The organism is Frigoribacterium sp. AP1 (assembly GCF_056680555.1).
Window position 1 is genome coordinate 895,985 of record NZ_CM155288.1, and the last position, 25,005, is coordinate 920,989.

The 25,005-nt window shown below is 72.1% G+C and carries 28 protein-coding genes and 1 tRNA gene; 11 read left to right on the plus strand and 18 right to left on the minus strand.

The genetic code is table 11. The features are described from left to right. The first annotated feature begins 20 nt into the window (after positions 1-20). Together AC1MBW_RS04305 and AC1MBW_RS04310 are read left to right on the plus strand one after the other, a co-directional pair. Positions 21-692 carry a hypothetical protein gene (locus AC1MBW_RS04305; RefSeq protein ID WP_480025577.1) on the plus strand — a complete coding sequence of 224 codons (672 nt, stop codon included), beginning with the start codon at positions 21-23 and terminating at the stop codon, positions 690-692. A 136-nt stretch (positions 693-828) separates the two neighbouring features. Beyond that, complete coding sequence (locus AC1MBW_RS04310; protein ID WP_480025578.1) at positions 829-1,407, plus strand: hypothetical protein; 579 nt, start codon at positions 829-831, stop codon at positions 1,405-1,407. Between the two features lie 304 nt (positions 1,408-1,711). Here the strand turns inward: AC1MBW_RS04310 and AC1MBW_RS04315 are convergent, their stop codons facing one another. Further along, positions 1,712-3,064 (minus strand): SLC13 family permease, encoded by a 1,353-nt coding sequence (locus AC1MBW_RS04315; RefSeq protein WP_480025579.1) that lies wholly within the window; start codon positions 3,062-3,064, stop codon positions 1,712-1,714. Between the two features lie 111 nt (positions 3,065-3,175). Then, the gene (locus tag AC1MBW_RS04320; RefSeq protein ID WP_480025580.1) at positions 3,176-4,537 is read right to left on the minus strand and encodes a homoserine dehydrogenase; all 1,362 of its coding nucleotides are present in this window, start codon (positions 4,535-4,537) and stop codon (positions 3,176-3,178) included. Between the two features lie 168 nt (positions 4,538-4,705). Between AC1MBW_RS04320 and otnK the strand changes: the two genes are divergently transcribed. The 3 genes from otnK to AC1MBW_RS04335 are packed head-to-tail and all read left to right on the plus strand — an operon-like array spanning position 4,706 to position 7,448. Beyond that, on the plus strand, positions 4,706-5,968 hold the full coding sequence (otnK, locus tag AC1MBW_RS04325; protein ID WP_480025581.1) for a 3-oxo-tetronate kinase: 1,263 nt from the start codon (positions 4,706-4,708) through the stop codon (positions 5,966-5,968). Continuing rightward, positions 5,965-6,642, plus strand: a complete 678-nt coding sequence (locus tag AC1MBW_RS04330) for a class II aldolase/adducin family protein (protein WP_235451118.1) — start codon at positions 5,965-5,967, stop codon at positions 6,640-6,642. The genes otnK and AC1MBW_RS04330 overlap by 4 nt, the downstream gene beginning before the upstream one ends. 20 nt (positions 6,643-6,662) lie before the next feature. Beyond that, positions 6,663-7,448, plus strand: a complete 786-nt coding sequence (locus AC1MBW_RS04335; RefSeq protein ID WP_480025582.1) for a DeoR/GlpR family DNA-binding transcription regulator — start codon at positions 6,663-6,665, stop codon at positions 7,446-7,448. Here AC1MBW_RS04335 and opgC read toward each other — a convergent pair whose 3' ends face one another. The 13 genes from opgC to AC1MBW_RS04400 form a co-directional block, all read right to left on the minus strand. Further along, positions 7,449-9,974 carry an OpgC domain-containing protein gene (gene opgC, locus AC1MBW_RS04340; protein WP_480025583.1) on the minus strand — a complete coding sequence of 842 codons (2,526 nt, stop codon included), beginning with the start codon at positions 9,972-9,974 and terminating at the stop codon, positions 7,449-7,451. A gap of 5 nt (positions 9,975-9,979) precedes the next feature. Then, positions 9,980-10,399, minus strand: coding sequence for an ATP-binding protein (locus AC1MBW_RS04345; RefSeq protein WP_480025584.1), 420 nt, complete (start codon positions 10,397-10,399; stop codon positions 9,980-9,982). After that, positions 10,392-10,724 (minus strand): STAS domain-containing protein, encoded by a 333-nt coding sequence (locus tag AC1MBW_RS04350; protein WP_055977855.1) that lies wholly within the window; start codon positions 10,722-10,724, stop codon positions 10,392-10,394. The genes AC1MBW_RS04345 and AC1MBW_RS04350 overlap by 8 nt, the downstream gene beginning before the upstream one ends. Beyond that, positions 10,721-12,661 carry a glycosyltransferase gene (locus tag AC1MBW_RS04355; RefSeq protein WP_369813568.1) on the minus strand — a complete coding sequence of 647 codons (1,941 nt, stop codon included), beginning with the start codon at positions 12,659-12,661 and terminating at the stop codon, positions 10,721-10,723. The genes AC1MBW_RS04350 and AC1MBW_RS04355 overlap by 4 nt, the downstream gene beginning before the upstream one ends. Before the next feature lie 68 nt (positions 12,662-12,729). Next, the gene (locus tag AC1MBW_RS04360) at positions 12,730-13,920 is read right to left on the minus strand and encodes a GAF domain-containing SpoIIE family protein phosphatase (protein ID WP_161805423.1); all 1,191 of its coding nucleotides are present in this window, start codon (positions 13,918-13,920) and stop codon (positions 12,730-12,732) included. 160 nt (positions 13,921-14,080) lie between these two features. Further along, positions 14,081-14,680 carry a hypothetical protein gene (locus AC1MBW_RS04365; RefSeq protein WP_054144856.1) on the minus strand — a complete coding sequence of 200 codons (600 nt, stop codon included), beginning with the start codon at positions 14,678-14,680 and terminating at the stop codon, positions 14,081-14,083. A 77-nt stretch (positions 14,681-14,757) separates the two neighbouring features. Then, positions 14,758-15,171 carry a hypothetical protein gene (locus tag AC1MBW_RS04370; RefSeq protein WP_480026073.1) on the minus strand — a complete coding sequence of 138 codons (414 nt, stop codon included), beginning with the start codon at positions 15,169-15,171 and terminating at the stop codon, positions 14,758-14,760. After that, on the minus strand, positions 15,171-16,238 hold the full coding sequence (locus AC1MBW_RS04375; RefSeq protein WP_054144854.1) for an Asp23/Gls24 family envelope stress response protein: 1,068 nt from the start codon (positions 16,236-16,238) through the stop codon (positions 15,171-15,173). The genes AC1MBW_RS04370 and AC1MBW_RS04375 overlap by 1 nt, the downstream gene beginning before the upstream one ends. 96 nt (positions 16,239-16,334) lie before the next feature. Then, entirely contained in the window at positions 16,335-16,937 is a 603-nt protein-coding gene (locus tag AC1MBW_RS04380; RefSeq protein WP_054144853.1) for an Asp23/Gls24 family envelope stress response protein, read from the minus strand. After that, positions 16,934-17,512, minus strand: coding sequence for a DUF6286 domain-containing protein (locus AC1MBW_RS04385; protein WP_054144852.1), 579 nt, complete (start codon positions 17,510-17,512; stop codon positions 16,934-16,936). The genes AC1MBW_RS04380 and AC1MBW_RS04385 overlap by 4 nt, the downstream gene beginning before the upstream one ends. Beyond that, a complete protein-coding gene (locus AC1MBW_RS04390) occupies positions 17,509-17,862 on the minus strand; it encodes a hypothetical protein (RefSeq protein WP_054144851.1) in 354 nt (117 codons plus the stop codon). Before AC1MBW_RS04390 ends, AC1MBW_RS04385 begins: the two co-directional genes overlap by 4 nt. Next, positions 17,859-18,047, minus strand: coding sequence for a DUF2273 domain-containing protein (locus tag AC1MBW_RS04395; RefSeq protein ID WP_054144850.1), 189 nt, complete (start codon positions 18,045-18,047; stop codon positions 17,859-17,861). Before AC1MBW_RS04395 ends, AC1MBW_RS04390 begins: the two co-directional genes overlap by 4 nt. After that, positions 18,044-18,490, minus strand: a complete 447-nt coding sequence (locus AC1MBW_RS04400) for an Asp23/Gls24 family envelope stress response protein (RefSeq protein ID WP_054144849.1) — start codon at positions 18,488-18,490, stop codon at positions 18,044-18,046. Before AC1MBW_RS04400 ends, AC1MBW_RS04395 begins: the two co-directional genes overlap by 4 nt. A gap of 298 nt (positions 18,491-18,788) precedes the next feature. Here AC1MBW_RS04400 and AC1MBW_RS04405 point away from each other — a divergent pair, with 298 nt between their 5' ends. Genes AC1MBW_RS04405 through AC1MBW_RS04415 form a run of 3 tightly spaced genes read left to right on the plus strand, consistent with a single transcriptional unit; the run spans position 18,789 to position 20,241 of the window. Further along, entirely contained in the window at positions 18,789-19,304 is a 516-nt protein-coding gene (locus tag AC1MBW_RS04405; RefSeq protein WP_143048620.1) for an RNA polymerase sigma factor, read from the plus strand. Next, entirely contained in the window at positions 19,301-19,909 is a 609-nt protein-coding gene (locus tag AC1MBW_RS04410) for an Asp23/Gls24 family envelope stress response protein (RefSeq protein ID WP_152970058.1), read from the plus strand. Before AC1MBW_RS04405 ends, AC1MBW_RS04410 begins: the two co-directional genes overlap by 4 nt. Next, positions 19,906-20,241, plus strand: a complete 336-nt coding sequence (locus tag AC1MBW_RS04415) for a hypothetical protein (protein ID WP_480025585.1) — start codon at positions 19,906-19,908, stop codon at positions 20,239-20,241. The genes AC1MBW_RS04410 and AC1MBW_RS04415 overlap by 4 nt, the downstream gene beginning before the upstream one ends. 99 nt (positions 20,242-20,340) lie before the next feature. On the opposite strand, the gene hxlA is transcribed toward AC1MBW_RS04415, so the two are convergent. Then, the gene (gene hxlA / locus AC1MBW_RS04420) at positions 20,341-20,964 is read right to left on the minus strand and encodes a 3-hexulose-6-phosphate synthase (RefSeq protein ID WP_043597635.1); all 624 of its coding nucleotides are present in this window, start codon (positions 20,962-20,964) and stop codon (positions 20,341-20,343) included. A 177-nt stretch (positions 20,965-21,141) separates the two neighbouring features. On the opposite strand from hxlA, the gene AC1MBW_RS04425 reads away from it, so the two are divergent. Next, positions 21,142-21,993: a helix-turn-helix transcriptional regulator gene (locus AC1MBW_RS04425; protein WP_480025586.1), complete on the plus strand. Its 852-nt coding sequence runs from the start codon at positions 21,142-21,144 to the stop codon at positions 21,991-21,993. A 235-nt stretch (positions 21,994-22,228) separates the two neighbouring features. Here the strand turns inward: AC1MBW_RS04425 and AC1MBW_RS04430 are convergent. Together AC1MBW_RS04430 and AC1MBW_RS04435 are read right to left on the minus strand one after the other, a co-directional pair. Then, a tRNA-Arg gene (locus AC1MBW_RS04430) sits at positions 22,229-22,301 on the minus strand. Positions 22,302-22,388: 87 nt separating this feature from the next. Then, the gene (locus tag AC1MBW_RS04435) at positions 22,389-22,679 is read right to left on the minus strand and encodes a hypothetical protein (RefSeq protein ID WP_480025587.1); all 291 of its coding nucleotides are present in this window, start codon (positions 22,677-22,679) and stop codon (positions 22,389-22,391) included. Between the two features lie 220 nt (positions 22,680-22,899). On the opposite strand from AC1MBW_RS04435, the gene AC1MBW_RS04440 reads away from it, so the two are divergent. Then, positions 22,900-23,487 carry a helix-turn-helix domain-containing protein gene (locus tag AC1MBW_RS04440; RefSeq protein ID WP_480025588.1) on the plus strand — a complete coding sequence of 196 codons (588 nt, stop codon included), beginning with the start codon at positions 22,900-22,902 and terminating at the stop codon, positions 23,485-23,487. Positions 23,488-23,495: 8 nt separating this feature from the next. Then, positions 23,496-24,947: an MFS transporter gene (locus tag AC1MBW_RS04445; RefSeq protein WP_480025589.1), complete on the plus strand. Its 1,452-nt coding sequence runs from the start codon at positions 23,496-23,498 to the stop codon at positions 24,945-24,947. Positions 24,948-25,005 lie beyond the last annotated feature (58 nt).

Here is a 25,005-nt window from a genome sequence, read left to right on the forward strand (position 1 = left end):
ACAATGGTTCGCGTTCACGTATGGTTGTGGTCACCATGGCCGAGGTGAGCGCGTCCGAGTACGCGAGAGAGCACGACATCTCGATCCGGCGCGCCCAGGCGGCCGCGGCAGCCGGGCTCCTCGACGCCCGGTGGGTCGGCGGACGGTGGTTGATCGACGATGCCCTTCCCCATCGGCACCTCCCCGGTCGCCCGCTCTCGCGTCGGTCCGCGGATGCCCTCGTGGCACGGCTCTCCGACGACCCCGGCTGGGCCCAGGGCCTCTCGTCGAGTGAGCGCCGTCGGACCACCGCCCGTGTCGCCGAGCTCCGCCTCGAGGCGAGGCCGTCCGCCAGGCTCGCCCCTTGGCTGCGGACGGCGTACCCGACCGCCCTCGGGTTCGAGGCTCCTGCAGCCGACCTGCCGGATCTCCGGTCGGACGCCCGACTGACTGCCGGGGGCAGCAGCGACGACCGATCGGGCATGAACGACGGAGGCAGGTTCGAGGCGCACGTGTCCGCTGCCGACCTCGACGCCGTGGTCCTCGAGTACCTGCTCGTCCGGTCCCGCCGACCGAACGTCACGCTCAGGGTCCACGACGATGCGGCACCGCGCCCGCTGCCGTTGGGTGCCCTCATCGCCGACCTCGCGACCAGCACCGGGCCACGAGAACGGGCCGCGGCCGACAGGTTGATCCTCGAGGGCTCACGCTGATCGTCGCCCCTGCGCTACGCACCGCCCAAGCCGAGGCGTGGCACGCCCTCTTCGAGGTGCATGCCCACCTGCCGGCCGGTTGGGCCGTCGTCGGCGGCCAGATGGTCCAGTCGCACTGTTGGGAGCGAGGGTCGACGTGTCCGCCCGACCGACGAACGACGCGGACACCGTGCTCGACGTGCGGGCCCATCCGACGATGTTGCTGCGGTTCACGACGGTCCTCCGCGACTGCGGATTCGTGGCGGACGGCCAGAGCTTCGAGGGACATCAGCACCGTTGGGTACGGGGCGATGCGCAGATCGACGTCCTCATCCCCCGCTTCCTCGGCGAACGGGCGTCGTCACGTCGCGGTGTCACCGGCGGAACGACCCTCGCCGCCCCCGGCGCGCAGGGTGCCGTCCACCGGACGTTCCCGGTCGAGGTCCGGGTGAACGGCCGCGACGGCGTCGTCCCGCGGCCGACCCTGCAGGGCGCGCTCCTCGCCAAGGCCGCCGCCGTCGAGATCCCGGGAGACGACCACACGCGACACCTCGTCGACATCGCCACCCTCGGGTCGCTCGTCTCGCGCCGAGATCGAGTGGCGGCGGACGTCACCGACACCGAACGTCGTCGCATCCGTGCCGCACTCAGCCTGATCGAGCGGGACCCGCTCATCTGCCGAGTCGCCGACGTCGACCCGATCGTGATCGACCGGCTGCGTCTGGCCTTCGCCTGACGAACCCCCGCAGACCCCGGTGTCGTCCTTGACACCAGAGTCCGTGCCGGGAATTCGGGCTCCCGACCGTGCCGGGAGTTCGGGCTCCCGACGGTGCCGGCGGTTCGGGCCGCCGACGTCGTGCCGCGACGGGGTCGGTCGGGCACGGGGCGCCCAGGGGCACCCGGGCATGTCTTCGGAGCCGCACGCCTCCCCCGTTTGGGTGACGTCGCGAGAAAATCGGGGACGCAGGAGGCGCGGGTCACGCGACCCGCGCCTCCTGCGTCCTCGAGGCCGTCAGGCCCGGCCGTTCAGGCCCGACCGGTCAGGCCCAGAGGAACGGCACCACGAACGCCAGCAGCGTGACGACCGGTCCGATGACCACCATCGAGAGGCCCCATCGGGTCAGGTGGCGGTAGAGGCGCGGTCGGTCCTCCTCGACGCCCGAGGCGACGATGGTCGCGCCGGTCGTGCCGAACGGGGCACAGTCGACGAGCGAGGCGGAGATCGCCAGGGCGTAGATGAAGCCGGTCATCTCGAGTCCGCCGCCCGGGACGAGCAGGGGGACGGCGAGCGGGATGAGCGCACCCAGGATGCCGATGGTCGAGGCGAAGGCCGACACGAGTCCGGCGATCACGCAGATGACGAACGCGGCGAGCAGCGGCGACGAGACCGAGCGGGCGACCTCGCCGAGCTGGTCGATGGCGCCGAGCCGCGTCAGGACGCCGACGTAGGTGATGATCCCGCCGAGCAACAGGATGGTGTTCCAGTCGATGCGCGCCAGCGACGCCCGGCCGACGTCGGGCTTGAGGAAGGCGAGGAAGACGGCGAGCGTCAGCGCGACCGCACCGAGGTTGAGGTCGACGTCGAGCAACGTGATCGTGAAGAAGCCGACGATCAGCACCGGGATGCTCACGAGCACGACGAGCTGGTAGGCGCCGAGTCGGGTGGCGGTGGCCGGCTCCGTGAGGACGGCGGTGCCGCCCTGACCGTGCCCACCACCGGTGACGGAGGTGCCGGTGCCGTCGGTCCCGCCGGCCGCCACCGTGGCCCGGGCGACGCCCGCCGCCCGGGTCCGGGCGATGAGCTCGCGACCACCGAACAGGAAGAAGGCGACCAGCACGACGAGCGTGTTCACGCCGACCGAGAGGCCGAACATCAGCCCCGGGTTGTACGGGATGCCCGAGGCCCGCGCCACGGTCATGACCGTGATGCCGTTGATGCTCGTCGGGGCCAGGGCGCCGCCGACGATCGCCGAGCTCATGACGATGCCCATCATCGTCGAGTGGATCTTGTGCTTGTGCGCCAGGCTCATCGCGATCGGCACGATCGTGAAGGCGGCGTGCGACGTCCCGAGGCACGCGACGAGCGTGCCGATGACGAACATCGCCCAGGGGATCAGTGCCACGCGGTCGCCGATCAGTCCGACCGAGCGGTCGACCAGCCAGTCCACCACGCCGGTCTCGCGGGCGATGCCGAACAGGTAGGTGATGCCGAGCAGGATCAGCAGGGCGTCGACCGGGAAGCCGCCGAGGACGTCGTCGAGGCTCTCGCCGACGACGAGCACGCCGACCAGGAGGGCGGCGACGAGCGCCAGGGCGCCCATGTGCACGTTGCGGATCGCCGAGAGGGCGAAGACGGCGACGAGGACGATCAGCGCGACGAGCTCGACGCTCATGAGGTCGCCGCCGGGGTCGGGTCGGTCGGGTCGGGGGTGAAGGGCATCGTCGTCGATCTCCTGGTTCGGGGTGTCACGGGGTCGGGGGGGGGAAGGCCGAGGAGGCGCGGGTCAGCGACCCAGCGCGAGCCCGGCCCGGTAGGCCGCCAGCGCCGCCTCGGGAACGTCGGCGAGGTCGTCCAGTCGCACGAGGGCGCCGGGGGCCACGTCGGCCACGAGTCGCGCGCCGCCGAGCAGGTAGTAGGGGGCGATCCCGTCGTCGTCGGGATCGACGATCACGGGTGCGACACCGGCGATCTCGTGGTGGTGGCCTTCGACGCGGAACGCGGTGCCGGCCGACAGGGCCTCGCCGGCCCGGGCCGCGAGGACCGTGTGCTGCCGGGGCTCGGGCAGGCGCGACGTCCCGTCGACCGCGGCGACGATGCTGAGCGGGGTCTCGACGCCCATGAAGTGGTACGGCCAGTAGATGCAGGCGTGACGGCCGTCGCGGCTGACGACGTGGCCCTTGCCCCGCAGCGTCTCCCAGGTGACGGGGTCCCCCGTGCGGACGATCACGAAGACGCCGCCGGCGAAGCTGGCCTCGCCCGGCAGGCGGAGCATCGAGAAGACGTCGACGACGCCGGTGCGGTCGAGCAGACCGCCGTCCTCGCGTGCCGTGTACAGGTCGGCGAGCTCGTCCGGGCGGGCGACGGGGTAGTGCATCGCCTCGACGTCGGCGTGGGCGCCGGTGTAGAGCGAGACGACGTTCATCTCGCACGAGTCGGCGGCCGCCGCCCGCTTGAGGTCGGCGACCGCGGCGGCACGTGCCTCGACGGTGGCGAGGGGGTCCTCGCCCAGGTCGAGCAACGACGCGAGGGCCGGGGCGTCCATGGTCGTGCCCGCCTGGTCGACGACGCCCGTGGCGGGGTCGAACTCGAGGTCGTACTCGCCCGACTTGCCGAGGGCCACGACGTCGAAACCGCACTCGAGCACCCACGAGACGAGACGCAGCAGGTTCGCGGGCTGGTCGCCGTCACCGGGCAGGTACCGCAGGCCGGCCACCCGGGCCTTGGCGCTCAGCGCCACGCCGGCGACCGACTCGACCTCCTTGCTGACCATGACGACGTGCACGCCGCGCTCGAGAGCGGTGTCGGCGTAGCGGTGCCCGGCCTCGATGCGACCGGTGGCCTCGACGAGGACGTCGACACCGTCCCAGTCGACGGCCGAGGCGTCGGCGATCACGGCGACCGAGCCGGCCGACACCGCCTCGGCGGTGGCCGCTGCCGTGGACGGCGTCGCGACGGACGAGGCGGGCACTCCGAGTTCGTGGAGCATGGCCGTCACCCCGGCGACGTCGGGGTCGACGAGCTGCGTGGCCGTCAGGTCGGGCAGCCGGCGCAGCTGGTCGAGCAGTGTGCGGCCGTACCCACCGTTCGCACCGGTGAGGAGGACGCGGACCGGAGTCGCGCGAGACGTCGTCGAGTGGAGGATCACCGTTGTTCCCGTTCGTTCAAGAGGCCAGGAGCGGCCCGGGCGAGCATGGCAACTGTAGCGAGACTTATCAAATTGTCAAACATCGCACCAAATAGTCACATAGACTGTCCGTGCTCGCGACGCCGACACGGCGGCACCGTGAGCCCGCCCGCCACCGAGAGGTCCCGCATGTTGATAGGTGCCGTCGCCGACGACTTCACCGGAGCCACCGATCTCGCCTCGGGGTTCCGCCGCCGCGGCCTCGAGACCGTGGTCGTCGTCGCCCCCGCAGCCGTCGAGCCGGCGACGTACGCAGGCGTCGACGCCGTCGTGGTCGCCCTGAAGACCCGCACGGCCCCGGTCGACGAGGCCGTCGATCGGTCGACCGCCGCCCTGGCCTGGCTGGTCGAGGCCGGCGCCGGACGATTCGCCCTGAAGTACTGCTCGACCTTCGACTCGACCGACGAGGGCAACATCGGGCCCGTCCTCGACGCCTTCCGCGACCGGCTCGGGGTCGACCGGGCGATCGTCGTCCCCGCGTTCCCCGCGAACGGCCGCACCGTCCGCGACGGACGCCTCTTCGTCGGCGACGACCTCCTCGAGGACTCGTCGATGCGTCACCACCCGTTGACGCCCATGACACGCTCGAGATTGCGCGACCTCCTCGCACCCCAGACACCGACCCCCGTGACCGAGATCCACCTGGACGACGTCCGCGCCGGGGTCGACGCCCTCCGATCGACCCTCGACGACGCACCGTCGGGCTACCTCGTCGTCGACGCCGTGGACGACGCCGACCTCGAGACGATCGGCCGGGCGACGGCACACCACCGCCTCCTCAGCGGCGGAGCGGGCCTGGCCCTCGGAGTCGGTGCCGACGACGCCCCACCACCCGCCCTGCCCGCCGAGTTCTCGCACGTGACCGGGCGTCGCCTCGTCGTGTGCGGGTCGGCGTCCGCCACCACCCGCGGCCAGATCGCCCACGCGGCGGCCACCCACCCCACGCGCAAGGTCGACCTCTCGGCCGCCACGACCGACCCCGCGGCCGAGATCGCGGCACTCGCCGACTGGGTGCGCGGTCTCGACGCCGACTCCGTCCCCGTCGTCTACTCGGTGGGCGACCCGTCCGACGTCGTGGCGGCGGGCCCCCGCGGCCCGTCGACCTCGACTCCGCCCGCCGCGTCCGTGGTCGAGTCCGTCCTGTCGGCCCTCGTGCACGACCTCGTCGCCGACGGCACGGTCGGGCTGGTCGTCGTCGCCGGTGGCGAGACCAGCGGTGCCGTCGTGACGGCACTCGGGGCACCCGCCCTGGTCATCGGGCCACCGCTGGGCCCGGGCGTCTGCTGGAGCGCCGCGACGACGAGCGACGGCCGACCGGTCGCCCTCGTCCTGAAGAGCGGCAACTTCGGTGCCGCCGACCTGTTCTCGACCGCCTGGGAGGCCCTCTCGTGACCGCAGTGACCGACGTGACCGCACGGACCGCGGTCGAACGACTCGTCGAGGCCGGGCGGGCCCTCGTCGCCGCCGGCCTCAGCCCCGGCAGCTCGGGCAACGTCAGCGTCCGCGACGGCGACCGCCTGCTGATGACCGGCACGGGCACGATGCTGGGGTCGCTCACCGTCGACGACCTGTCGGTGCTCGCCCCCGACGGCACGCTGCTCGCCGGCCCCGCACCGTCGAAGGAGGTCGCGCTGCACCGCGCGATGTACCTCAAGAACCCCGAACACCAGGCCGTCGTGCACGTGCACTCCCCGTCCGCCGTCGCCCTGTCGTGCCTCGAGCCCTGGTCGGAGCACTGCGCCGTGCCGCCGCTCACGCCGTACTCGCTCATGCGGGTCGGCCAGGTGCCGCTGCTGCCCTTCGTCGCCCCCGGCGACCCGGCCATGGGGTCGCTCGTGACCGACAGCCCCCTGCCGTTCCGAGCGGCACTGCTGTCCAACCACGGCAGCGTCGTCAGCGGCGAGGACCTCGACCGTGCGGTCCTCGGTGCCGTCGAGGTCGAGGAGGCCTGCCGGATCGCCCTGCTGACCCACGGCGCCGACCGCCGCCTCATCCCCGCCGACCAGGTGGCCGCCATCACCGCGGCCTCGGGCATGCCGTGGACGGGGCCCGCCGCACTAGGCTGACCGACGCGAGAAAGGCCGACGTGTCCCCCACAGCCCCCCTCATCCCCGAGCAGCGGCGCGAGAGCATCGTCGAGCACCTGCAGCGCGAGCGCGTCCTCAGCTACCGGCAGCTGACCGACCTGCTCGGCGTCAGCCAGATGACGGTCCGACGCGACGTCGCGACCCTCGAGGACGAGGGCCGGGTCACGGCCACGCCCGGCGGTGCGAAGTTGACGCCGAAGCTGCTGGTCGAGGCGAGCCGGGACGTCAAGCAGGACGTCGACGTCGCGCAGAAACGGGCCATCGCCCGCGAGGCGGCCGCCCTCGTGCGCGACCACATGACCGTCTACCTCGACGCGGGCACGACCGTGCAGGCCATGCGCGAGCACCTCGACGACGTCACCGGCCTGACGGTCGTCACCAACGACCTCGCGACCGTCCGGTCGTTCTTCGACCACCCGGACGTCGACCTCATCGTCGTCGGGGGCCGGGTCGACAGCGCGAACCAGTCGACGCTCGGGCGGCTGACCCGGTTGACGCTCACCGAGCTGTCGCTCGACCTGGCGTTCATCTCGTCGAGCTCGTGGGACCTCGCGCACGGTGTCACCACGCCCGTCGAGGCCAAGGTCGAGGTCAAGCGGGCCGCGCTCGAGGTCGCCGAACGCTCGGTGCTCGTGGCGGACAGCTCGAAGTACGGGCGCTTCGGCAAGTACCGGGCCCTCCGCCTCGCCGAGCTCGACACGATCGTGACCGACGACCGGCTCGGGGACGACGCGACGAAGGCCCTCGTCGACGCCGGACTCGACCTGGTGGTCGCCGCCCCCTGATCAGCGCGGGACGACCGAGAACAGGAACTTCTTCTTCACCATCACCCAGAGCAGCAGCACCGAGGCCACGTGGACGATCGTGCCGACGATCACGCTCGAGCGGTCGAGACCGGGGATCGACGCGACGGCCAGCACGAAGAAGACCTGCCAGATGAAGACGTACAGGCTCGCCTGTCCGAGGGGGACGTAGAACCATCCGACGGCCTTCGACAGGGGCTTCCAGAACACGGTGAGGATCGCGTAGACGCAGACGGCCACGAGCGCGACGTCGACCAGCCGGCCCCACTGCATGTCGACCCGCTGGTAGCCGGTCGCGTACAGGGTGTCGTACAGACCCGACGGGATCGGCCCGGGTGCGAAGCCGTACGCGTGACCGGCCCAGATCAGCGCGAGGAACCCGGCGTAGCCGACGACCCCCGCGCCCACCAGGACCTTGCCGAGCCGGGTGGTCAGCGCCGTCACGATCTGCCGTCGGTACCAGCCGATCACGAGCCCGTGGGTGAAGAGCACCTGCCAGGCGAAGAGCGGGAACACCGGCTCGAACTGCGACGGGAAGAGGTGGACGTCGGGGAAGACCACGCCGACGGCGTAGAGCGCCCAGCTCACCAGCAGGACGGCCCACCAGGCGCGTCGCTTGATCGCCCACATCAGGGCCGGGATCGTCAGGCTGAGCACGACGAACAAGCCCATGATGTTGAACGGCCACGGCCCCATCTCGAGCAGCAGCAGCTGGCGCACCGCGTACCACGGCGGCGGGTAGTCGAGCAAGCGGTCGACGTTCGGGTAGAGGTCGTAGACGCGTCCCTCGGCCGACGCGCCCGTCATGCCCGTGCCGCGGTCGGTGAAGGTCGTGATCGCGGCGGTGTTCAGGAACGGCACGAAGCTCAGCACGAAGACGATCAGGATGACCGCGAGCGTGACGACGTACTGCTTGCGCGCCCGGACGAACGCGCCGATCGCCGCGGCCTTCTCGCCGTACTTCTTGACCCCGAGCGGGTAGACCATGCCGAGCACGATGCCGCTGAGGAACACGAACATCTCGGCGCCCGTGATCGCCCCGACGGCCTTGAGCGTGACGAACGAGAACGGTCCGGCGACCTCGATGTGCGTGATGACGACGGCCAGGATGATGAACCCGCGGAAGAGGTCGATGCGCAGGTCGCGCGCGGGTGAGCCGTCGTCGGGGTAGCGCCATCGGGGCAGCAGCCGACCGACGACGCCGCTCACCAGGAAGGCCAGGGCGAGCGCCCCGGCACAGGCCACGATCCACCCCATCTCGTCGCCGCCGCCGTCGCGCACCTGCACGGTCGCGGCATCCCCGTCGGTCGAGGTGACGCGGTCGGTGACCGGCCCGAGGTCGATGCGGTCGCTCGCCTCGAGGTCGGTGCGCAAGGCCTCCGCGATGCCCGGCTCGGCCGTGGCCCGCCAGTCGACGGGTCGGTCGCCGGCCTCGGCCTCGTCGCGTTCAACCTCGAGCCAGGTGACGCCGGCGATCCGGTCGTGGGTCGGCAGGGCGTCGAACACCTGACGCCACCAGCCCTGTTTGACGTCGAGCTCGGAAGCGCCGTCGAACTCGTCGGCGTAGAGGGCACCCGTGTCGAGCAGCATCGGCCGGTCGCGCCCGTCGGCGAACCGCTCGTAGAACGTCGACGGCTGCGTCTGGGTGTAGCCCCAGGTCTCGTCGAAGCGTCCCTCGACCTCGCCGGCGGCCGGGGCCTGGTTCTCGACCAAGGGCACCGACGTGCCGGCGGCCGTCGAGGCGCTGCCCTTGGCGAAGTAGAACATCGACTGGCCGACCCAGTCGACCGCGTCGTCGCCGGGATAGTACGGCCCGTAGGGGTCGTCGGCCTCGGTCACACGCCCGTCGTCGTTCGTGTCGAGCAGGTCGACGTCACTCGAGGGGGTCTCGGTGAGGCGGCCGACGGCGTCGGAGAACGGATAGCCCGCACCGTACGACGGCGCCCAGACCATCCGTGCGCGGGAGTCCCCCGTGTGGACCACGTCGGCCAGCGTGCGGAACGCACCGACGAACGCGGTGGGCTGCTGCCCCCACCGCTGCCAGTTGCCGTTCATCTCGGGCGCGAAGCGCACCAGCTGCAGCGTGCCGTACTGCTGGTCGATCTCGGTCAGCAGGTCGTCGGCCCGACGCGCGTCGGCGGCGTCGAGGTCGGTGAGCCGCCCGGTCGGCTCCAGGCTGACCACGAGCACGGCGCCCTGGGCGGCCGCGGCACGGGCCGACCGTCGCCACTCGTCGGCGGCCGGGCCGTCGAGCGGGTAGTCGATGTTGACGCCGTACAGCGACGGCGTGGCGCCGAGTCGAGCGGCGTAGCCGTCCGGGCCGTCCGAGCCCCAGTCGAGGTCCGGACCGAACCACGTGCCCGAGGGTTCAGGAGGCGCGGTGGCGGCCGCCGCGGACGTCGCGTCCCCGAGCACCGCCGGTCCCAGCGCCAGCGGCACGAGGGCCGCGACGGCGAGCAGGGCCGCGCCGATCCGGCGGACCAGCCGCCGCCGCGGCGGAGTCGACAAGTGATTCAGCGTCGGCACACGAGCGTCCACACGTTCCGGCCGTCCTCGTGGCGGTAGTCGAGGCTCTCGAGGCTGAGCAGCGCCAGGGCCAGGCCGCGGCCGTCCTCGTCCTCGAGGTCGGCCATCGAGACGGCGCTGAGGTCGATGTCGCTGGGCATGCCGTTGTCGTGGAACACGGCCGTCAGACGGTCGTCGGTGGCCGACAGCTCGAGGGTGAAGCGCCGACCGAGGTCCGCCTCGGAGCGACGGGAGTGCTCGATGACGTTCGCCGCGATCTCGACGATCGCGGTCTCGAACGAGAAGCGCGTCTCGAGCGAGTCGTCGCCGAGCGAGGTCCACCAGGACTCGAAGGCGTTCTGCACCAGGTCGATGCTCTCGGGTTCGACGGCCACGTCGATCATGACGGGGCCGGGACGCTCAGTCATCGAGGGCGGCCGCGACCGAGGCGCGGGGCTTGAGGATGCGGTCGAGGTTCGTCAGGCGCAGCACCATCGAGACCTGCTCGGTGGGGGCGACGAGCCGCAGGTCTCCCCCGGCCTGACGCGCCGACTTGAGGCACGACACGAGGGCTCCGAGGCCCGACGAGTCGACGAAGGTCGTGCCCGAGAGGTCGACGACGATCAGCCGGTCGCCGGCGGCGAGGCGCGCCGCCACCTCGTCGCGCAGTTGAGGTGTCGAGACGACGGTGAGACGCCCCTGCGGTGAGAGGACGCAGCCGCCTTCGACGGCTTCGACGGTGACGGTCATCATGATGGTTCCTTGTCGTGGGGTGCCGAGGGCCCCGGATAGAGGACGGCCCGGACGATGATGCTGAAGATCACCAGGTCGAAGAGCACCCAGGCGATGTTGACGAGCGGCGCGATGCCCTCGGCCTGCCCGGTGGCGTAACGGATGCCGACGAGCACGAGCGCGGCGACGAGGCAGGCGACGGCCCAGATCTGCGGGCGGACGAGGTCCCAGCGGGGGCCGGTGGCCGCCTGCTTGGTCTTGGGGGTGACCGAGAACCCGAGCGCCCGGCCGCGGTAGACGTTCTGGAACGCCGTGGTGACCGACGCGATCCACACGGGGAAGAGTGCCAGCGAGTATTGCTGCCCCCGCCAGGTCGGCCTGCCGGCCGCGACCACCCAGAACAGCACCTGGTTGAGAACCAGGAAAGGGATCAGGCGGGCGAAGAAGTCGACGCTGTAGGCCTGCACCGGGACCACGCCGAACGAGAGGCACAGCACGGGCGCGGCGATGTAGACCACGGCCGCGAAGCCCGAGAGGTAGCTCCACATGGTGGAGAAGTACATGAGACGCTGCCCCCACGAGAGCCCCTTCTGCACGAGCGGGTTCTCGCGGAAGAACACCTGCATGGTGCCCTGGGCCCAGCGCAGACGCTGCGTCATCATGGTCGCCAGGTCTTCGGGGGCGAGCCCGATCGCCAGGGTCTCGTCGTGGTAGACCGACCTCCAGCCCAACCCGTGCAGGCGCATCGCGGTGGCCATGTCCTCGGTGACCGAGATCGTGGCCAGGGGCATGATCGCCTGGGCCTCGGAACCGCGGTCGACGTCGAGCGCGCCGACGAGCAGCGAGATCGACTCGATGGCGGCCAGCGGCGAGGACGACCGCTGCGCGAGCAGGTCGAGGGCTGCCTCGTCGAGGGCGTCGAACGTGTCGGGACCGAGCGACATGGCGGCGAGGTCGGCGAGGTCGTCCTTCATGGCTGCGAGGTCGGCGTCGGCGAAGCGGAACGCGATCGTGTCGATGCTGCGCTGGAACCGGTAGGTGACGTCACCGATGGACTCGCCCGCGGCGAACTCGGCCCGGGCCCGCTCGACGACGGTCTCGGCGTCGTCCAGCGCCTCGAGCACGCGGGGCTGGTCGACGGCCTCCTCCCGGGCGCGCACGAGCAGCTTGCGCGAGGTGCGCACGGCCCGACGCACGGCGGCCTCGACCTCGGTGACGTACCGCGCGACACCCAACTGCATCAGCGCCTCCCGACGGAGGACCGCGTTCGAACCGCAGAAGAACGCGCTGTTCCAGCCGTCCTTCGACTGCTGGATGGGCCCGTAGAACAACGGCGCCTGGCTGCCCAGGGGGTCGGACTCGGGCACGTTCTCGAACCACTGCGGCGTCTGCACGAGCGCGACGCGCTCGTCCTTGAAGTAGCCGAGGGTGCGGTCGAGGATCTCGGGCTTCGGCACCTGGTCGGCGTCGAGGATCAGCAGGAACTCGCCCTCGGTCGAGAGCAGCGCGTTGTTGAGGTTGCCGGCCTTCGCGTGGCGCGGCCGGTCGGCCCAGTCGTCCGACCGGGTGATGACGCCGATGCCGGCGGCCTCGGCAGCGGCCCGGATCTCGGGGCGACCGCCGTCGTCCAGGATCCACGTCGCGTGCGGGTAGCGGATGCGCTGCGCCGCCAGGGCGGTGCGCATGACGAGGTCGACCTCTTCGTTGTAGGTGGTGACGAAGACGTCGACCGTCACGCGCGTCTCGAGGGTGTCGGGGTCGGGTGCGGCCGGCGGCTCACCGCGCTCGCGCAGCCGCCAGGCACCGAGGCCGAACAGCAGCGAGTCGATCACGCTGTAGGTCTCGGCGAGGATCAGCGGCACCGCGATCCACCACGACGACCAGTTCACCGACGCGGCCCAGCGCCAGACGATGTAGTTCAGGCCGGCGAGCGACGCCAGCAGCACCACGACGCGGATCGCGACGAGGCGGCGAGCCGGAGTGGTGCGGTCGAGCAGCCGCTGGTCGCGGCGGCTGAGGGTGTCGGTCACGCGCGACGGTCCATCACGACGACGGTGACGTCGTCGCGCGAGAGTCGTCGGTGCGTGAGGGTGGCCATCGACTGGAGCAGGCCGGGCTCGTCGGCGCCGTCCGCGTGGGGCCGAGCCGCGAGTCTCCCGACCTCGCGGGCCCAGTCGGACTCGTCGTCGAGGACGTCGAGCACGCCGTCGCTCATGACGATCAGCTGGTCCCCGACGCCCAAGCGGGTCGTCTCCGTGACGTGCTGCTGCTGCTCGTCGAGCCCGAGGGGCAGCCCTGTGCCCGCGAGGTGCTGGACGGTGCCGTCGGCCCGGACGATGATCGACAGGCCGGACCCTGCGTCGACGAACGACAGCTCGTCCGTGTCGAGGTCGAGGACGGCGTGGAAGTAGGTGACGAACGTCCCCGTGCGCTGCAGGTCGGTCTGCACGGCCCGCTCGATGCGATCGACCGCGAGGCCGAGTTCACGGGCGGCGCCGACGTGCGGTGAGGCCGCCCGGCAGGCCGCACGGACGGACGATCCGATGATGGCCGCCCCGACGCCCTTGCCCATCACGTCACCGACCGCGACGTGCACGAACCGGCCGACGAGTCCGTAGTCGTAGTAGTCGCCTCCGACGCTCAGCGACGGCAGGCAGATGCCCTCGACGCGGACGCCCTCGACCTCGAGGGGCGCGGCCGGCAAGAGGGCCTGTTGCGTCGACCGGGCGGCCGAGGCGTCGGCGTCGGCGAGCAGCTCGACCTGGGCCCAGGCGGCCAGGTCGCGGAACTCGGCCATCTCGTCGTCGGAGAGCTGACGGGGCTCGGCGTCCATCAGGCAGAACGACCCGACGACGTTGCCCGATCCGTCGCGCAGTGGGTGCCCGACGTAGAAGCCGAGGTCGTTGTCCCGGAACGCGCCGAGGTGGGCGAACCGCGGGTCCGCCCGGGCGTCGTCGGTCGTGATGATCTCGCCCGAGTCGGTGACGAGGCTGCACGGGGTGTCGGTGCGCGCGGACTCGGGGTCGTCGAAGCCGGCCCGCCCGACGTAGAGCGCACGCTCGTGGTCCATGACCGTGACCGACGACATCGGCACGCCGAACACGGCCCGGGCGACGCGCGTCACCCGGTCGAGACGGTCCTCGTGGCCGGACTCGACGATGCCGAGGCTCTCGACCGCTCGCTGCCGACGCTCTTCACGGGCTTCGTCCCTGATCACGCGGCTCCCCTTCACTGGGCGCGCCTGGTGGGAGCGTGCCGTTCTGCGAACGGCTCAACGATGCCACAGACCCCCCTCGTCGGTCATGCCCACAAAAAGGGGGACACGGAGGAGGCGCGGTGCCGGTCGACCGGCACCGCGCCTCCTCGAGGGGCTCGCGTCAGCGGACGAAGGCCACCGTGGCGTCGACCATCTGGTCGATGTCGAGTCGGACGGGGACCCCCGTGGGGGCGGCCGTGAGGACGCCCACGGTGCCGTGGGGCGTGATGACGACCGCGCCGCCTCCGGCCACCGGGGCGTCGCCCGTGGCCGAACCGGTGAAGAGCCGACCCCCGAGGGAATCGATCCTGTCGTCCTCGACCCGTTCGAGCGAGAGACCGTCCGAGTCGGGCACCGCGTCGTCCATCTCGGCCTCGGTGTACTCCTCGACCTCGGCGTAGAAGCCGACGCGCGTACCGTCCGCCTCACTGGTCCACGTGCAGGCCGCGCCCCCGTCCTCGACCTCGGAGGTCGTCGCGTCGAGCGTGAGGCCCTCGACGGCCTGGCCCAACACGGTCGCGACGGTGTCGCAGTCGGCCGGAAGGGCGATGTCGCCTCGACCGGCCTGCTCGGCGGCGTCGGCCGTGGCCGTCGCCTGACCGGTCGACGGCCGACCGGCGTCACCGGAGTCGTCACCGCCGCCGGTGCAGCCGGCGAGCAGCAGCGTGAGCGCGACGGCCCCGGTGACGGTGGCGAGTGCTGGTGTGGTGGTGAAGCGCATGGTGATCCCCCGGTGGTGCGCCGGACCCCTTCCGACGACCGCCTCAGCCTAGACGGGTCGGTCCACCTCGGGGCCGGTCAGTTGCCGGGCCAGAACCGGGCGATCAGGTCCTGGATGAACGGGATCAGGTCCTGCACCTGGTCGACGCCGGCGAGCGCGACGGCCACGAGGGGCCACAGCGACACGACGAGCGTCGAGATCACGGCCGCCACCCCGAGCACCCAAGCCAGGGCGCCGTTGCGCACCTTCACGACGAGCAGCAGCAACACCAGGGCCAGGACGTAACCGATGGCGATCGCCGCGGCGATCGAACCGACGGGCACGTCGAGGGCGCCGGCCGTGCCGCCGTCCGCCGCACCGATCAGGGTGAGGACGGGCAGCAGCACGCCGACGACGATCAGCACGCAGATCACGACCGAGGTCACCAGGGCGGCCCAGACGGCCCGCGGCCGGGGGCGTCGGGTCGTCGTCGTGGTGCGCCGCCCGAACATCACTTCTCCGTCGTCGCGACGTCGTCGCCGTCGACGACGACCTGCGCGTCGCTGTCGGAGTCGACCTCGACGGTCACCGTGCCGCCGTCGACCGTCACGGTCACGTCGGTGCCGTCGGCGCCGTCGGCGTGGCGGCCGTCGCCCGAGGAGGCGCGGGTGGCGTCGCCGTCCGAGGCCCGGTTCTCGTCCACCGCGTCGGCCACGCCGTCCACGGCGTCGGCAGCCTTCTCACGGGCACCGGCGACGACCTCGGACGTCTTGTCGAGCGCGGCGTCGGTGGCGTCGGCGGTCGTCTCGCGGGCGCCCTCACGGCGATCCGTCGCGGAGTCGCGGGCGTCGGCAGCGGCGTCCTTCGCCCGGTCGGCCACGTCGCGTGCCTCGTCGGCGACGTGGTCGGCCTCGTCGGCCGCCTTCTCGCCGACCTCGGCCGCGGTGGCATTCGCCTGCTCGGCGACCTCGCCGGCCTTGTCGCCCAACTCGCGGGCCTTGTCGGACAGGTCGTCCGCCGCGGCCCGAGCCTTGTCGGACAGGTCGCTCGCGGCGGCCCCGGCGCGGTCGCGCGCCTCGCCGGCGGCGGCCTTCGTCTTCTCGCCGGCCTCCTTCGCCCGGTCGCCGGCGTCCGAGACGGCCTGCTTCGCCTTGTCCGCCGCGGCGTTCACCTTGTCGGCGGCGTCCTCGTCGGAGTCGAACGGACCGTGAACGTCCGTGACGGTCACGTTGACCGTGACCTCCTCGCCGTCGAGCTGCCCGACGGCGTGCTGGACCTGCGTGCGGACGGTGTCGGCGAGCGTGGTGACGTTGGTGGGGTACTCGGCCACGACGGCGATGTCGACCACGAGCCCCTCGTCGGTGGTGCCGGCGCGGACGCCCGGGACGGAGCCCGTGCCGATCGCCGTGCGCAGGGCACCGGCCAGCCGCTGGGGTGCGCTGCCGAGGGCGTGGACACCCGAGACGCCGAGGACGGTGACGCCGATCGTGTGCTCGAGGACCTCCTCGGGCGAGCTGGCCCGGGTGGACGCCGCGGCGTCGATGTCGATGGGGGTGACGTGGTGGGTGGACTCGTTCATGAGACCGGCCTTTCATCGTGGAACGTGGGTGGTGCGACGGACGGCCCCCGTCCTCGGTCGAGGGCGAGGGCCGTCCGCGCGGTGGGGCGACGGGCGTCAGTCGAGTCGCGTGGCCGACGACATCTGGCTGCGGAGTCCGCCGTTGATCTGGATCACGACGGGAGTCTCGGTGCCGAGGACGCCGTCCCAGTGGGCGACGGCCTGGTCGATGCTCCGACGGATGTCCGTCGGCGAGACGCCCCGGCGGGCGTTCGCGGTGACGCGCAGGACCGACTCGCGCTTGACGCGGAAGGCGGTGACGTCCACGGAGACGATGCCCGGGGTGTCGGCCAGCGCCTCCTCGAGGACCTGCTCGGCGACCTTCGCGTCGATCACCAGGCGACCACCGGTGGTCTGGTCACGACGCGAACCCTCGTCGACGGTGAGCAGCGTGCCGGTCTGGCCGTGCCCCTGTCGCAGGGCGAACCAGGCGAGCAGGACGATCAGCACGAGGCTGGCCGCCGCGACGACCCAGAGGATCCACGGCTGCTCGGTGAGGGCGTCGGTGGTCGGGCCCTTCACGTCGGAGGCACCCTGCGAGACGGTCTGCTGGACGTCGGGCCAGAGGGCGCCGACGGCCACCGCTCCACCGGCGAGCAGGAGCACGAGACCGATGACGAAGACGACGATGCGGTTCAGAGCGCGATTGGTGCTGTTCATGAGCCGACCGTTCCTTTCTCGGACAGCTTGACCTTGTGACGCAGGGCCGGGCTGAAGTCGTAGGCGTCCAGTTCGTCACGGACGGCCTCGTCGATGCTGCGGACGTCGGTCTGACGGCCGGAGGTGCGGGTGACCTCGATCAGGGCGCTGCGCTTTCCGACGCTGACGCTGACCTGTGAGGGGTCGACGTCACCCGCGTAGCTCGCGGTGCGGGCCAGCGAGCGGGCGATGACCCGGTCGTCGACCACGGCCACGGTGCGCTCCGCCGTGCCGCCACGGCGGCCACGACGGCCCGGGGCGATCGACACGACGATCAGGACGAGCCCGATCAGCGCGACGACGATCGCGACGGCGGTCAGGACGCCGACGGGCGCGCTCGCGGCGTCCAGGGTCGAACCGACGAGGTCGGTCGGCGCGAGGAGCAGCGGAGCCGTCCCGACGGCGGCGAGGACCGCCTCGGTGCCGATCCACGCCAGGGCGACGATCAGCAGCACGGCGAGCGTGATGGCGATGCCGGCCCGGGACGAGTGCGTCTCGCGGCGCACGATGCGCTTGTAGAGCGATGCGGTGCTCATGCGACGCGCTTCCTCTCTCGGATGTCGGCGCCCGTGATCTGCAGGTCGACCTTGTCGATGCTCGACCCGGTCAGCTGCAGCACGCGGTCACGGATGGTGGACTGGGCCGTCGTGAGGCGGTCCAGCAGGGTGCCCGAACGACGTTCGGAGACGCCCAGGGGCGAGACCCGGATGGGGGTCTTGGCGATCACGCTGAGAGCGCCGTCGTGGTCGGCCAGCTCGACCGACACCTTCGACGCGGAGACCTCGAGGGCCTCCGCGGTGACGGCCGAGACGACCCGACGCACGGCACGTGACGTGATCTTGTTCCGGCCGTGGAGGGCCTGGTCGGCCGTCACCGCCGCGGTCACGACGACCGCCGCCCGCGGAGTGCGTCGGCGAGGCCACGGATGTCGAGCTTGCCCTCGACGACGCGGCCGACACCGAACCCGATCGCCATGGCGATCGCGACGAACACGAAGGCCCAGAAGCCGAAGGCCAGGGCGGTCAGCGCCAGGACGGCGCCGACGAGCATGCCGGTGGTCGTGGCGGTCACTTGACGCGGCTGTCGTCGGTGTCGTCCTTGTTGTCGTCCTCGGAGGGGATGTACACGTCCGAGACGGTGACGTTGACCTCGGTGACCTCCATGCCGACGACCTGCGAGATGGCGTCGGTGACGGACTTGCGGACGTCGTCGGCGACCTTCTGCAGCTCGACGGGGTACTCGGCGACGATGACGATGTCGGCGGCGACCTGCTTCTCGCCGACCTCGACCGAGACGCCCTGGCCGCGGTCCTGCTGGTTGATCACGTTGCGGATCGCGCCGATGGCACGAGCGGCGCCGTTGCCCAGGTCGTGCACGCCGCGCACCTCGCGGGCCGCGATGCCGGCGACCTTCGAGACGACGCCCTCGGCGATGGTGTTCTTGCCGGCGGCGGCCGACGAGGTGTTCTTCGCGGCAGCGGTGCTGGTGCTGGTGGCGGGGGTCACGTTGCTCATGGTTTCTCCTTGCTCTGGGGCCGGGTCTCGACCGGCCGGTGTCCGAGTGCCCGTCAAGCGGGTCACATCATTCAGACGCATCGGTCACGCGGCATGTCACGGTGCATCAGCCAGCTCTCAGCGAGCGATCCGGGACCACTCACTTTTCGGCCATCACGTCCCCCGATCCGGGCACGGGGTGGTAGTCAAGGAGGCGCAGTGCGGGCCACCCGGCCCGTGCACCAGGTCCCGCCCCGTCCGATCCCAGGAGGTCGTCATCACCACCGACGACCCCCTCCTCGACGCCGCGGACGCGACGTTGGCCGTCCGGGCGCGCGACGGCGACGTGCACGCCTACGAGGTCATCGCCCGTCGTCACGGACCGCTGATGCGGGTGTACGCCGCGCGCCTGCTGGGCTCCGACCTCGAGTCGGACGACGTGGTGCAGGACGCGTTCCTCACCGCCTGGCGGCGCCTGGCCGACCTCGACGACCCGTCCCGGGTCCGCAACTGGCTGATGCGCATCGTCAGCAACAAGGCGGTCGACCGTCTGCGGGTCCGGCGCGACCACGACGACGTCGACCGGCTCGAGGTGTCGGCCCCGCGGCACGAGACGCCCGAGCGCGTGGTCGAGGCCCGGCTGCAGCTCGACGCCATGTGGTCGGCACTCGACAAGCTCCCCCTCGACCAGCGACGGTGTTGGCTGTTGCGAGAGACCGCCGACTACTCGTACGCGGACATCGCCGAGGCCCTCGACCTGCCCGTCTCGACGGTCCGGGGCAAGATCGCGCGGGCCCGGGCGTTCCTGATCACCGAGATGGAGGCGTGGCGATGAGCATCGACGACCACTCCCCCCTCGACGTGCCCGAGACCGACGACACGGTCGACGGCATCCCGGTCGACCGCCTCGTCGACTACCTCGACGCCGGGCGCACGCCCCGCGACCCGGTCATCGAGGGGTCCGCCGCCTGCCGGCTCTACCTGCAGTCGCTGGCCCGGGTGCACGAGCTGTCCCGCGCCTCCCTCGAGGACCGGGCCACCCGGGAGCCCGACCGCGACGGCGCCTGGATCGACGGCCTCCTCGACTCGATCCGACGCGAGGTCGTCGGCGGACGCGAGATCCCGGTGAGCCACCCCGACCCCGCGGTGCGGTTGAGCGTCACCGAGGCCGCGGCACGCGGACTGGTGCGCCGGGCGGGTGACGAGCAGCCCGGCGTCGTGCTCGGTTCGACGGCCTTCGAGGGTGACCTGACGACCGCCGGGGCGGACGTGGTCGTGCGCGTCACGGCCGCGGCCAGGTACGGTCTCGACCTCGGCGCCGTGGCGGACGAGCTGCGCACCCGCATCACCGAGGCGCTGACCCGGCACACCGGGCTGACCGTGACGCGGGTCGACGTGCTCGTCGACGACGTCTTCGTGGCGAGGGAGGACGACCGATGAGCGACGACGCGCTCTCCCGTGACCTGACCGAGGCGCTGCGCGGCGTCGGGGGCGTCGTGGACGTGTTCGACGCACACCCGATCGTCGAGGGCGCCGTCCGCGTCGTCGCGGCGGGACTCGACCTCGCGGGTTCGACCGGCCTCGTCGAGATCTCGCGCGCGCCCGGGTCGGTGTCCGTCACCGCCCACGTGGCGACCGCGCTGGACTCCCCGACGCCCGAGACACTGGCCCGAGCGGCCGATGTGCTGCGTGGACGCCTGGCCGCCTCCGGCCTCGCGGGCGACGAGGTCGTGGTGTCGGTCTCGGCCCGCCTGGTCGACACGCCCCGCTGACGGATGGACGACGAGGAGGCGCGGTGCCGGTCCGACCGACACCGCGCCTCCTGCGCGTCACAGCTCTCTCGTGAGCTGTTGCGTGTGGTGCGTCTGCTGCTACTTGATGGCGGCGCGGATCTCGGCGGCGGCACCGGCGACGTCGTCGGCCGAGTAGATCGCGGCACCGGCGACGGCGACATCGGCTCCGGCGTCCTGGACCGAGCCGACGGTGGCGGCCTTGACGCCACCGGCGACCGAGAACGGCACACCCGACGCCTTGCCGGCCTCCAGCAGCTTCTCGAACGTGAAGCCCTCTTCGGCCTGCTCGTCGAGCCCGGCGTGCATCTCGACGAACTCGGCACCGAGCGCGACGACCTCCTTGGCGCGGGCGGCCTTGTCGCCGACGCCGATGAGGTCGACGACGATGCCCTTGCCGTGGGCCTTGGCGGCCTTGACGGCACCGGCGATGGTGCTGTCACCGGCGACGCCGAGCACGGTCACCAGGTCGGCACCGGCCTTGAACGCCTCGCCCGCCTCGAGCTCGCCGGCGTCCATCGTCTTGAGGTCGGCGAAGACGATCTTGTCGGGGTGCGCCTCCTTGATGGCGGTGATGGCGCGGAAGCCCTCGGCCTTGATCAGGGGCGTGCCGAGCTCGATGATGTCGACGCTCGGCGCGGCGGCGGCGGCCAGCTCGAGGGCGGCGTCGGTGGTCAGGGTGTCCATGGCGAACTGCAGCTTCATGTGGTGCTCCTCGTGGGGGCGACGGGGCCCGATCGGGCCTCTGGGTACGTCGTCGATCCCGTTGCCTTCGATCCTGGTCCGACGATGCTGTGAGGACAGCCCCTCGACGGGGGCGTCCCACCCACCCGTTCGGGTAGGGACGGTGGCGCCGGGTAGGTGGACGCCTAGGGTGGGCCCATGAGTCGCACCCTGCACGACGGCCCCACCCGAGCCGGTTCCGACGCCCTCGCCCGGACGCTGGCGTCCGAGCACGCGCGGGCGACCGCCGACCTGGTCGACCGGCACGCGATGACGCTCGAGTCCGTCCTGGCCGCCCTGCGCTCGCGACGCCTCGACGACCGGGCGGCGCGGGCCGAGGCCATCGACGTCGCCGCGAGTGCCCTGGTCGCCCTGCGGACCGGTTCCGACCGCGACCGGGGCACGACGCTCGAGCCGGTCGTCGGGGCCTTCGCGCGCCTCCGGTCGGACCTGCGCCCGCTCGTCCGCTTCGGCGACCTCGACGTCCAGTTCGTCGAGCCGCCGGCGACGGGCCGGGCCCTGCCGGGTGACGTGGCGCACGTGGCCCGGGCCGTCGTCCGGAACGCCGTGCTCACCTTCGTGGACGCGGGCGACGCGCGTCGGGTGCGCATCCAGTGGGACTGCGACGGCCTGAACCTGCTGATCGCGATCCGGGACGACGGCGCGGGCGAACTGACGGCACACGACGACGCCCTGCGGCCGATCACCGAGCAGGTCTCGGGGGTCGGGGGCGAGCTGACGGTGGCGTCGACGGTGGGGTGGGGCTCGGAGTTGACGGTGCGTCTGCCGCTCGACCCGCCGCCGTCGAACGAGCCGTGGGAGCTGGTCGCCGCCCTGAGCGAGCGCGAACGCGAGGTGCTGCACCGGGTGGCGGCCGGCGATCGCAACCGTGACATCGCGGCAGCGCTCGGCATCAGCGACAACACCGTGAAGTTCCACGTCTCGAACCTGTTGCGCAAGCTCGGGGCCCGCAGCCGCACCGAGCTCGCAGCCCTCGCCTCGTCCCCCTGACCCGGAGCGTCTGCTCGCCCGCACCGCCGGTCGAGTGGCCAGAAGACGTCCTTCATCTCGCCGGGAAGGACATCTTCTGCCCACTCGACGGCCGGGGCCGGACGGGCGCAACGCGAAGCGCCAAGCCTCGTCCCGTGCGAGTTCGCGCCGAAGGCGCACGCCGCCGGAGGCGGCCAGACAAGCACCGAAGACGAGAAAAGCCCCTGCCGTGTAGGGCAGGGGCTCTCGAGTCGCGTGCGCCTGGAGGGACTCGAACCCCCAACCTTCTGATCCGTAGTCAGATGCTCTATCCGTTGAGCTACAGGCGCGTTTCTCTGGCCGATTGGCCAGAGGAAACACTACACGAGGGAGGCGCGGGGCGCGAATCGAGCCGACCCGCGCCTCCTCGGGTCGTGTCAGTAGGTGTGTTTGCCTTCGCCGTCGCCCTTGTAGTCGCCGATCAGCTCGTCGACCTGGCCGGCCTCGGCCTGGCCGGGCTGGCGGGTGGGGACGGCGTCGTCGGCCGGTCCGTCGTCGAGCATGCGGGAGCCGGTGCCGCCGTCGGGGTGGTTCTCGCTGGTGATCTCGACGGGGCGGTCGTCCCGCTCGCCGACGGTGTGGTCGCCGTGACCCTCGCCGCTGCTGTTGCCGCTGCGCTCGAGTTCGGTCTCGTCGGTGCCGTGCGGGTCGTCCGGGGTCTTCGTCATCGGGTTCCTCCTGCGAGCCGGGCCGTCCGGCGGTCGTCGTCCAGCATGCGCCGCCGCTCCGAACCCCGCCCGCGACACCCACCACACTCACGGCTCGACCGGTCGAACCGCTCGTCCCCGCACGAGCCGAGAGCACGGATCGTCAGCACGGCCACGGCCTAAGACAAAAAACCCACAACGTCTCTTGCGCAACACCTCTTGTGCACCTAGTGTCGACCCCATGCCCCCGCGTGAGACATCCCGCAGCACCCTCACCGACGCCGCCTCGATGCGCGTGCTCGCCCACCCGACGCGGTTGCGCCTCCTCGGTCTGCTGCGCGAACGCGGTCCGCAGACGGCCGCCCAGCTCGGCGACGCCGTCGACGAGGCGCCGGGGACGATCAGCTACCACCTGTCGAAACTCGCCTCGATCGACCTCATCGGCCCGGCCGAGCCGCAGACCACCGACCGTCGTGAACGCTGGTGGCAGGCCACCGCCCAGCTCACCAGTTGGGAGCCCGCCGAGCTGCTCGACGACCCCGACCGCCTCGTCGCGTCGTCCGCCCTGGAGAAGTCGATCGGCCAGGCCTACGCAGCGCGCTTCGGCGAGTACGTCGACGCGATGCCCACCCTGCCCCGCGAGTGGGTCGCGGCCGGTGCGAGCGGCGACCGCAGCCTGCGCCTCACGGCGACCGAACTGGCGGCACTCCGCCGCGACCTCGAGGCCGTCGTCGACCGCTGGCTCGACATCAGCGCCGCCCACGGCCCGGCGACCGACGACGGCGCCGAATCGGTCGCCCTCGTCTACCAGGCCTACCGCCGCCCCTGAGGACCGTCGTGACCGAGAACGGACGAGCCGAGGAGGCGCGGGTCACCGACAGCGCCCCTCACCTCGGCCGCGCCGACCGGCCCCGCAGCGGGCGCCCCGGTCGCCCCGGTCGCCCCGCCCGCGTGGCCCTGTCGTCCTTGGTCGCGGCCCACGCGATCTCGCAGACCGGCAACGTCGTGACGGCGTTCGCCGTGCCCTTCTACGTCCTGGGTCTCGGCGGGTCGGGGGCCGAGGTCGGGCTCGCGGCCGCCTTCGCGACGGCCCCGGTGATCATCGGCGGACCGCTCGGCGGCGTCGTCGTCGACCGGGTCGGGCACCGGCGGGCGGCGATCGTCGCCGACCTGGTGAGCGGCGCCTCCGTCCTCGCGATGCCCGTGCTCGCCCTCACCGTCGGGCTGCCGTTCTGGGCCCTGCTCGCGCTGGTGTTCGTGGGCGGGCTGCTCGACAGCCCCGGGCAGGTGGCGCGCCGGGTGATGCTGCCCGGGCTGACCGAGCGGGCCGGGGTGCGCATCGAACGCAGCGTGGGGTCGATCGACGGGTCCGAGCGCTTCGCCAAGCTCGTCGGGGCTTCGATCGCGGGCCTGCTCGTCGCCGCCGTGGGGCCGATCGCGTCGCTGTTCGTCAACGCCGCCACCTTCGCCGTCTCGGCCACGCTGACCTGGGCGCTCGTCCCCGCGCCCGATCCGGTACGGACCGGATCACCCGGCTCTCCTCTCGCGACTTCCCCGGCAGACGATCCGGTACGGACCGGATCAGCGAATCCGAGGGACGACCACCCGACCGAGCCGAGCGACGCGACCGGGCCGACCCGCGCCTCCTACCGGGCCGACCTCGCCGAGGGTGCCCGGTTCGTCGTCCGCGATCCCCTGATGCGGCTGATCGTCGCGCTCGTGCTGGTCACGAACCTGCTCGACGCCGCCCGCGGGTCGACCCTGCTGCCCCTCTACGCGAACGACCGACTGGGAGGCGCGGCCGCCCTGGGCCTCCTCGTCGCCACCATGGGCGGGTGCGCCCTCGCCGGCAACGTCGCCTTCGGCTTCGTCGCCCACCGGGTTCCCCGCCGCGTCACCTTCGTCGTCTGCTTCACCCTCGCCGGTGGGCCGTCGAGCCTGGCGTTCGCCCTCGGGGCCCCGCTCCCGGTGCTGGTCGCCGCGACGGCGCTCTCGGGACTGGCCGCCGGCGCCCTCAATCCGATCCTCGGGACGGTGCAGCTCGAGCGCACCCCCGAACACCTGCGCGGACGGGTCTTCGGGCTGGTCACCGCCGGAGCCTGGGCCGGCATCCCGATCGGCGCCCTGCTCGGTGGGGTCGCCGCCGACACGATCGGGCTGGCGGTCGCGTTCGGCATCGTCGCCGTCGTCTACACGACCGTCACCCTCGCCCCGCTCACCGGCGGCGCCTGGCGGCTGATGGAGCGTCGACGCCCACCCGGCGGCCGATCACCTGCACCCCCGCTGTGAGTCCCGTCGACCCCGGCGCATCGGCAGGTCGGACCGAGCCGGTTTCCAGGCGACGTGT

Bases quoted from the DNA above. Each gene is read 5' to 3' on its own strand.
- AC1MBW_RS04315 (WP_480025579.1), bottom strand. From the start codon at position 3,064: ATGAGCGTCGAGCTCGTCGCGCTGATCGTCCTCGTCGCCGTCTTCGCC.
- otnK (WP_480025581.1), top strand. From the start codon at position 4,706: ATGTTGATAGGTGCCGTCGCCGACGACTTCACCGGAGCCACCGATCTC.
- AC1MBW_RS04425 (WP_480025586.1), top strand. From the start codon at position 21,142: ATGAGTCGCACCCTGCACGACGGCCCCACCCGAGCCGGTTCCGACGCC.
- AC1MBW_RS04415 (WP_480025585.1), top strand. From the start codon at position 19,906: ATGAGCGACGACGCGCTCTCCCGTGACCTGACCGAGGCGCTGCGCGGC.
- AC1MBW_RS04400 (WP_054144849.1), bottom strand. From the start codon at position 18,490: ATGAGCAACGTGACCCCCGCCACCAGCACCAGCACCGCTGCCGCGAAG.
- AC1MBW_RS04365 (WP_054144856.1), bottom strand. From the start codon at position 14,680: ATGCGCTTCACCACCACACCAGCACTCGCCACCGTCACCGGGGCCGTC.
- AC1MBW_RS04440 (WP_480025588.1), top strand. From the start codon at position 22,900: ATGCCCCCGCGTGAGACATCCCGCAGCACCCTCACCGACGCCGCCTCG.
- AC1MBW_RS04370 (WP_480026073.1), bottom strand. From the start codon at position 15,171: ATGTTCGGGCGGCGCACCACGACGACGACCCGACGCCCCCGGCCGCGG.
- AC1MBW_RS04435 (WP_480025587.1), bottom strand. From the start codon at position 22,679: ATGACGAAGACCCCGGACGACCCGCACGGCACCGACGAGACCGAACTC.
- AC1MBW_RS04305 (WP_480025577.1), top strand. From the start codon at position 21: ATGGTTGTGGTCACCATGGCCGAGGTGAGCGCGTCCGAGTACGCGAGA.
- AC1MBW_RS04345 (WP_480025584.1), bottom strand. From the start codon at position 10,399: ATGACTGAGCGTCCCGGCCCCGTCATGATCGACGTGGCCGTCGAACCC.
- AC1MBW_RS04385 (WP_054144852.1), bottom strand. From the start codon at position 17,512: ATGAGCACCGCATCGCTCTACAAGCGCATCGTGCGCCGCGAGACGCAC.
- AC1MBW_RS04410 (WP_152970058.1), top strand. From the start codon at position 19,301: ATGAGCATCGACGACCACTCCCCCCTCGACGTGCCCGAGACCGACGAC.
- AC1MBW_RS04350 (WP_055977855.1), bottom strand. From the start codon at position 10,724: ATGATGACCGTCACCGTCGAAGCCGTCGAAGGCGGCTGCGTCCTCTCA.
- AC1MBW_RS04380 (WP_054144853.1), bottom strand. From the start codon at position 16,937: ATGAACAGCACCAATCGCGCTCTGAACCGCATCGTCGTCTTCGTCATC.
- hxlA (WP_043597635.1), bottom strand. From the start codon at position 20,964: ATGAAGCTGCAGTTCGCCATGGACACCCTGACCACCGACGCCGCCCTC.
- AC1MBW_RS04375 (WP_054144854.1), bottom strand. From the start codon at position 16,238: ATGAACGAGTCCACCCACCACGTCACCCCCATCGACATCGACGCCGCG.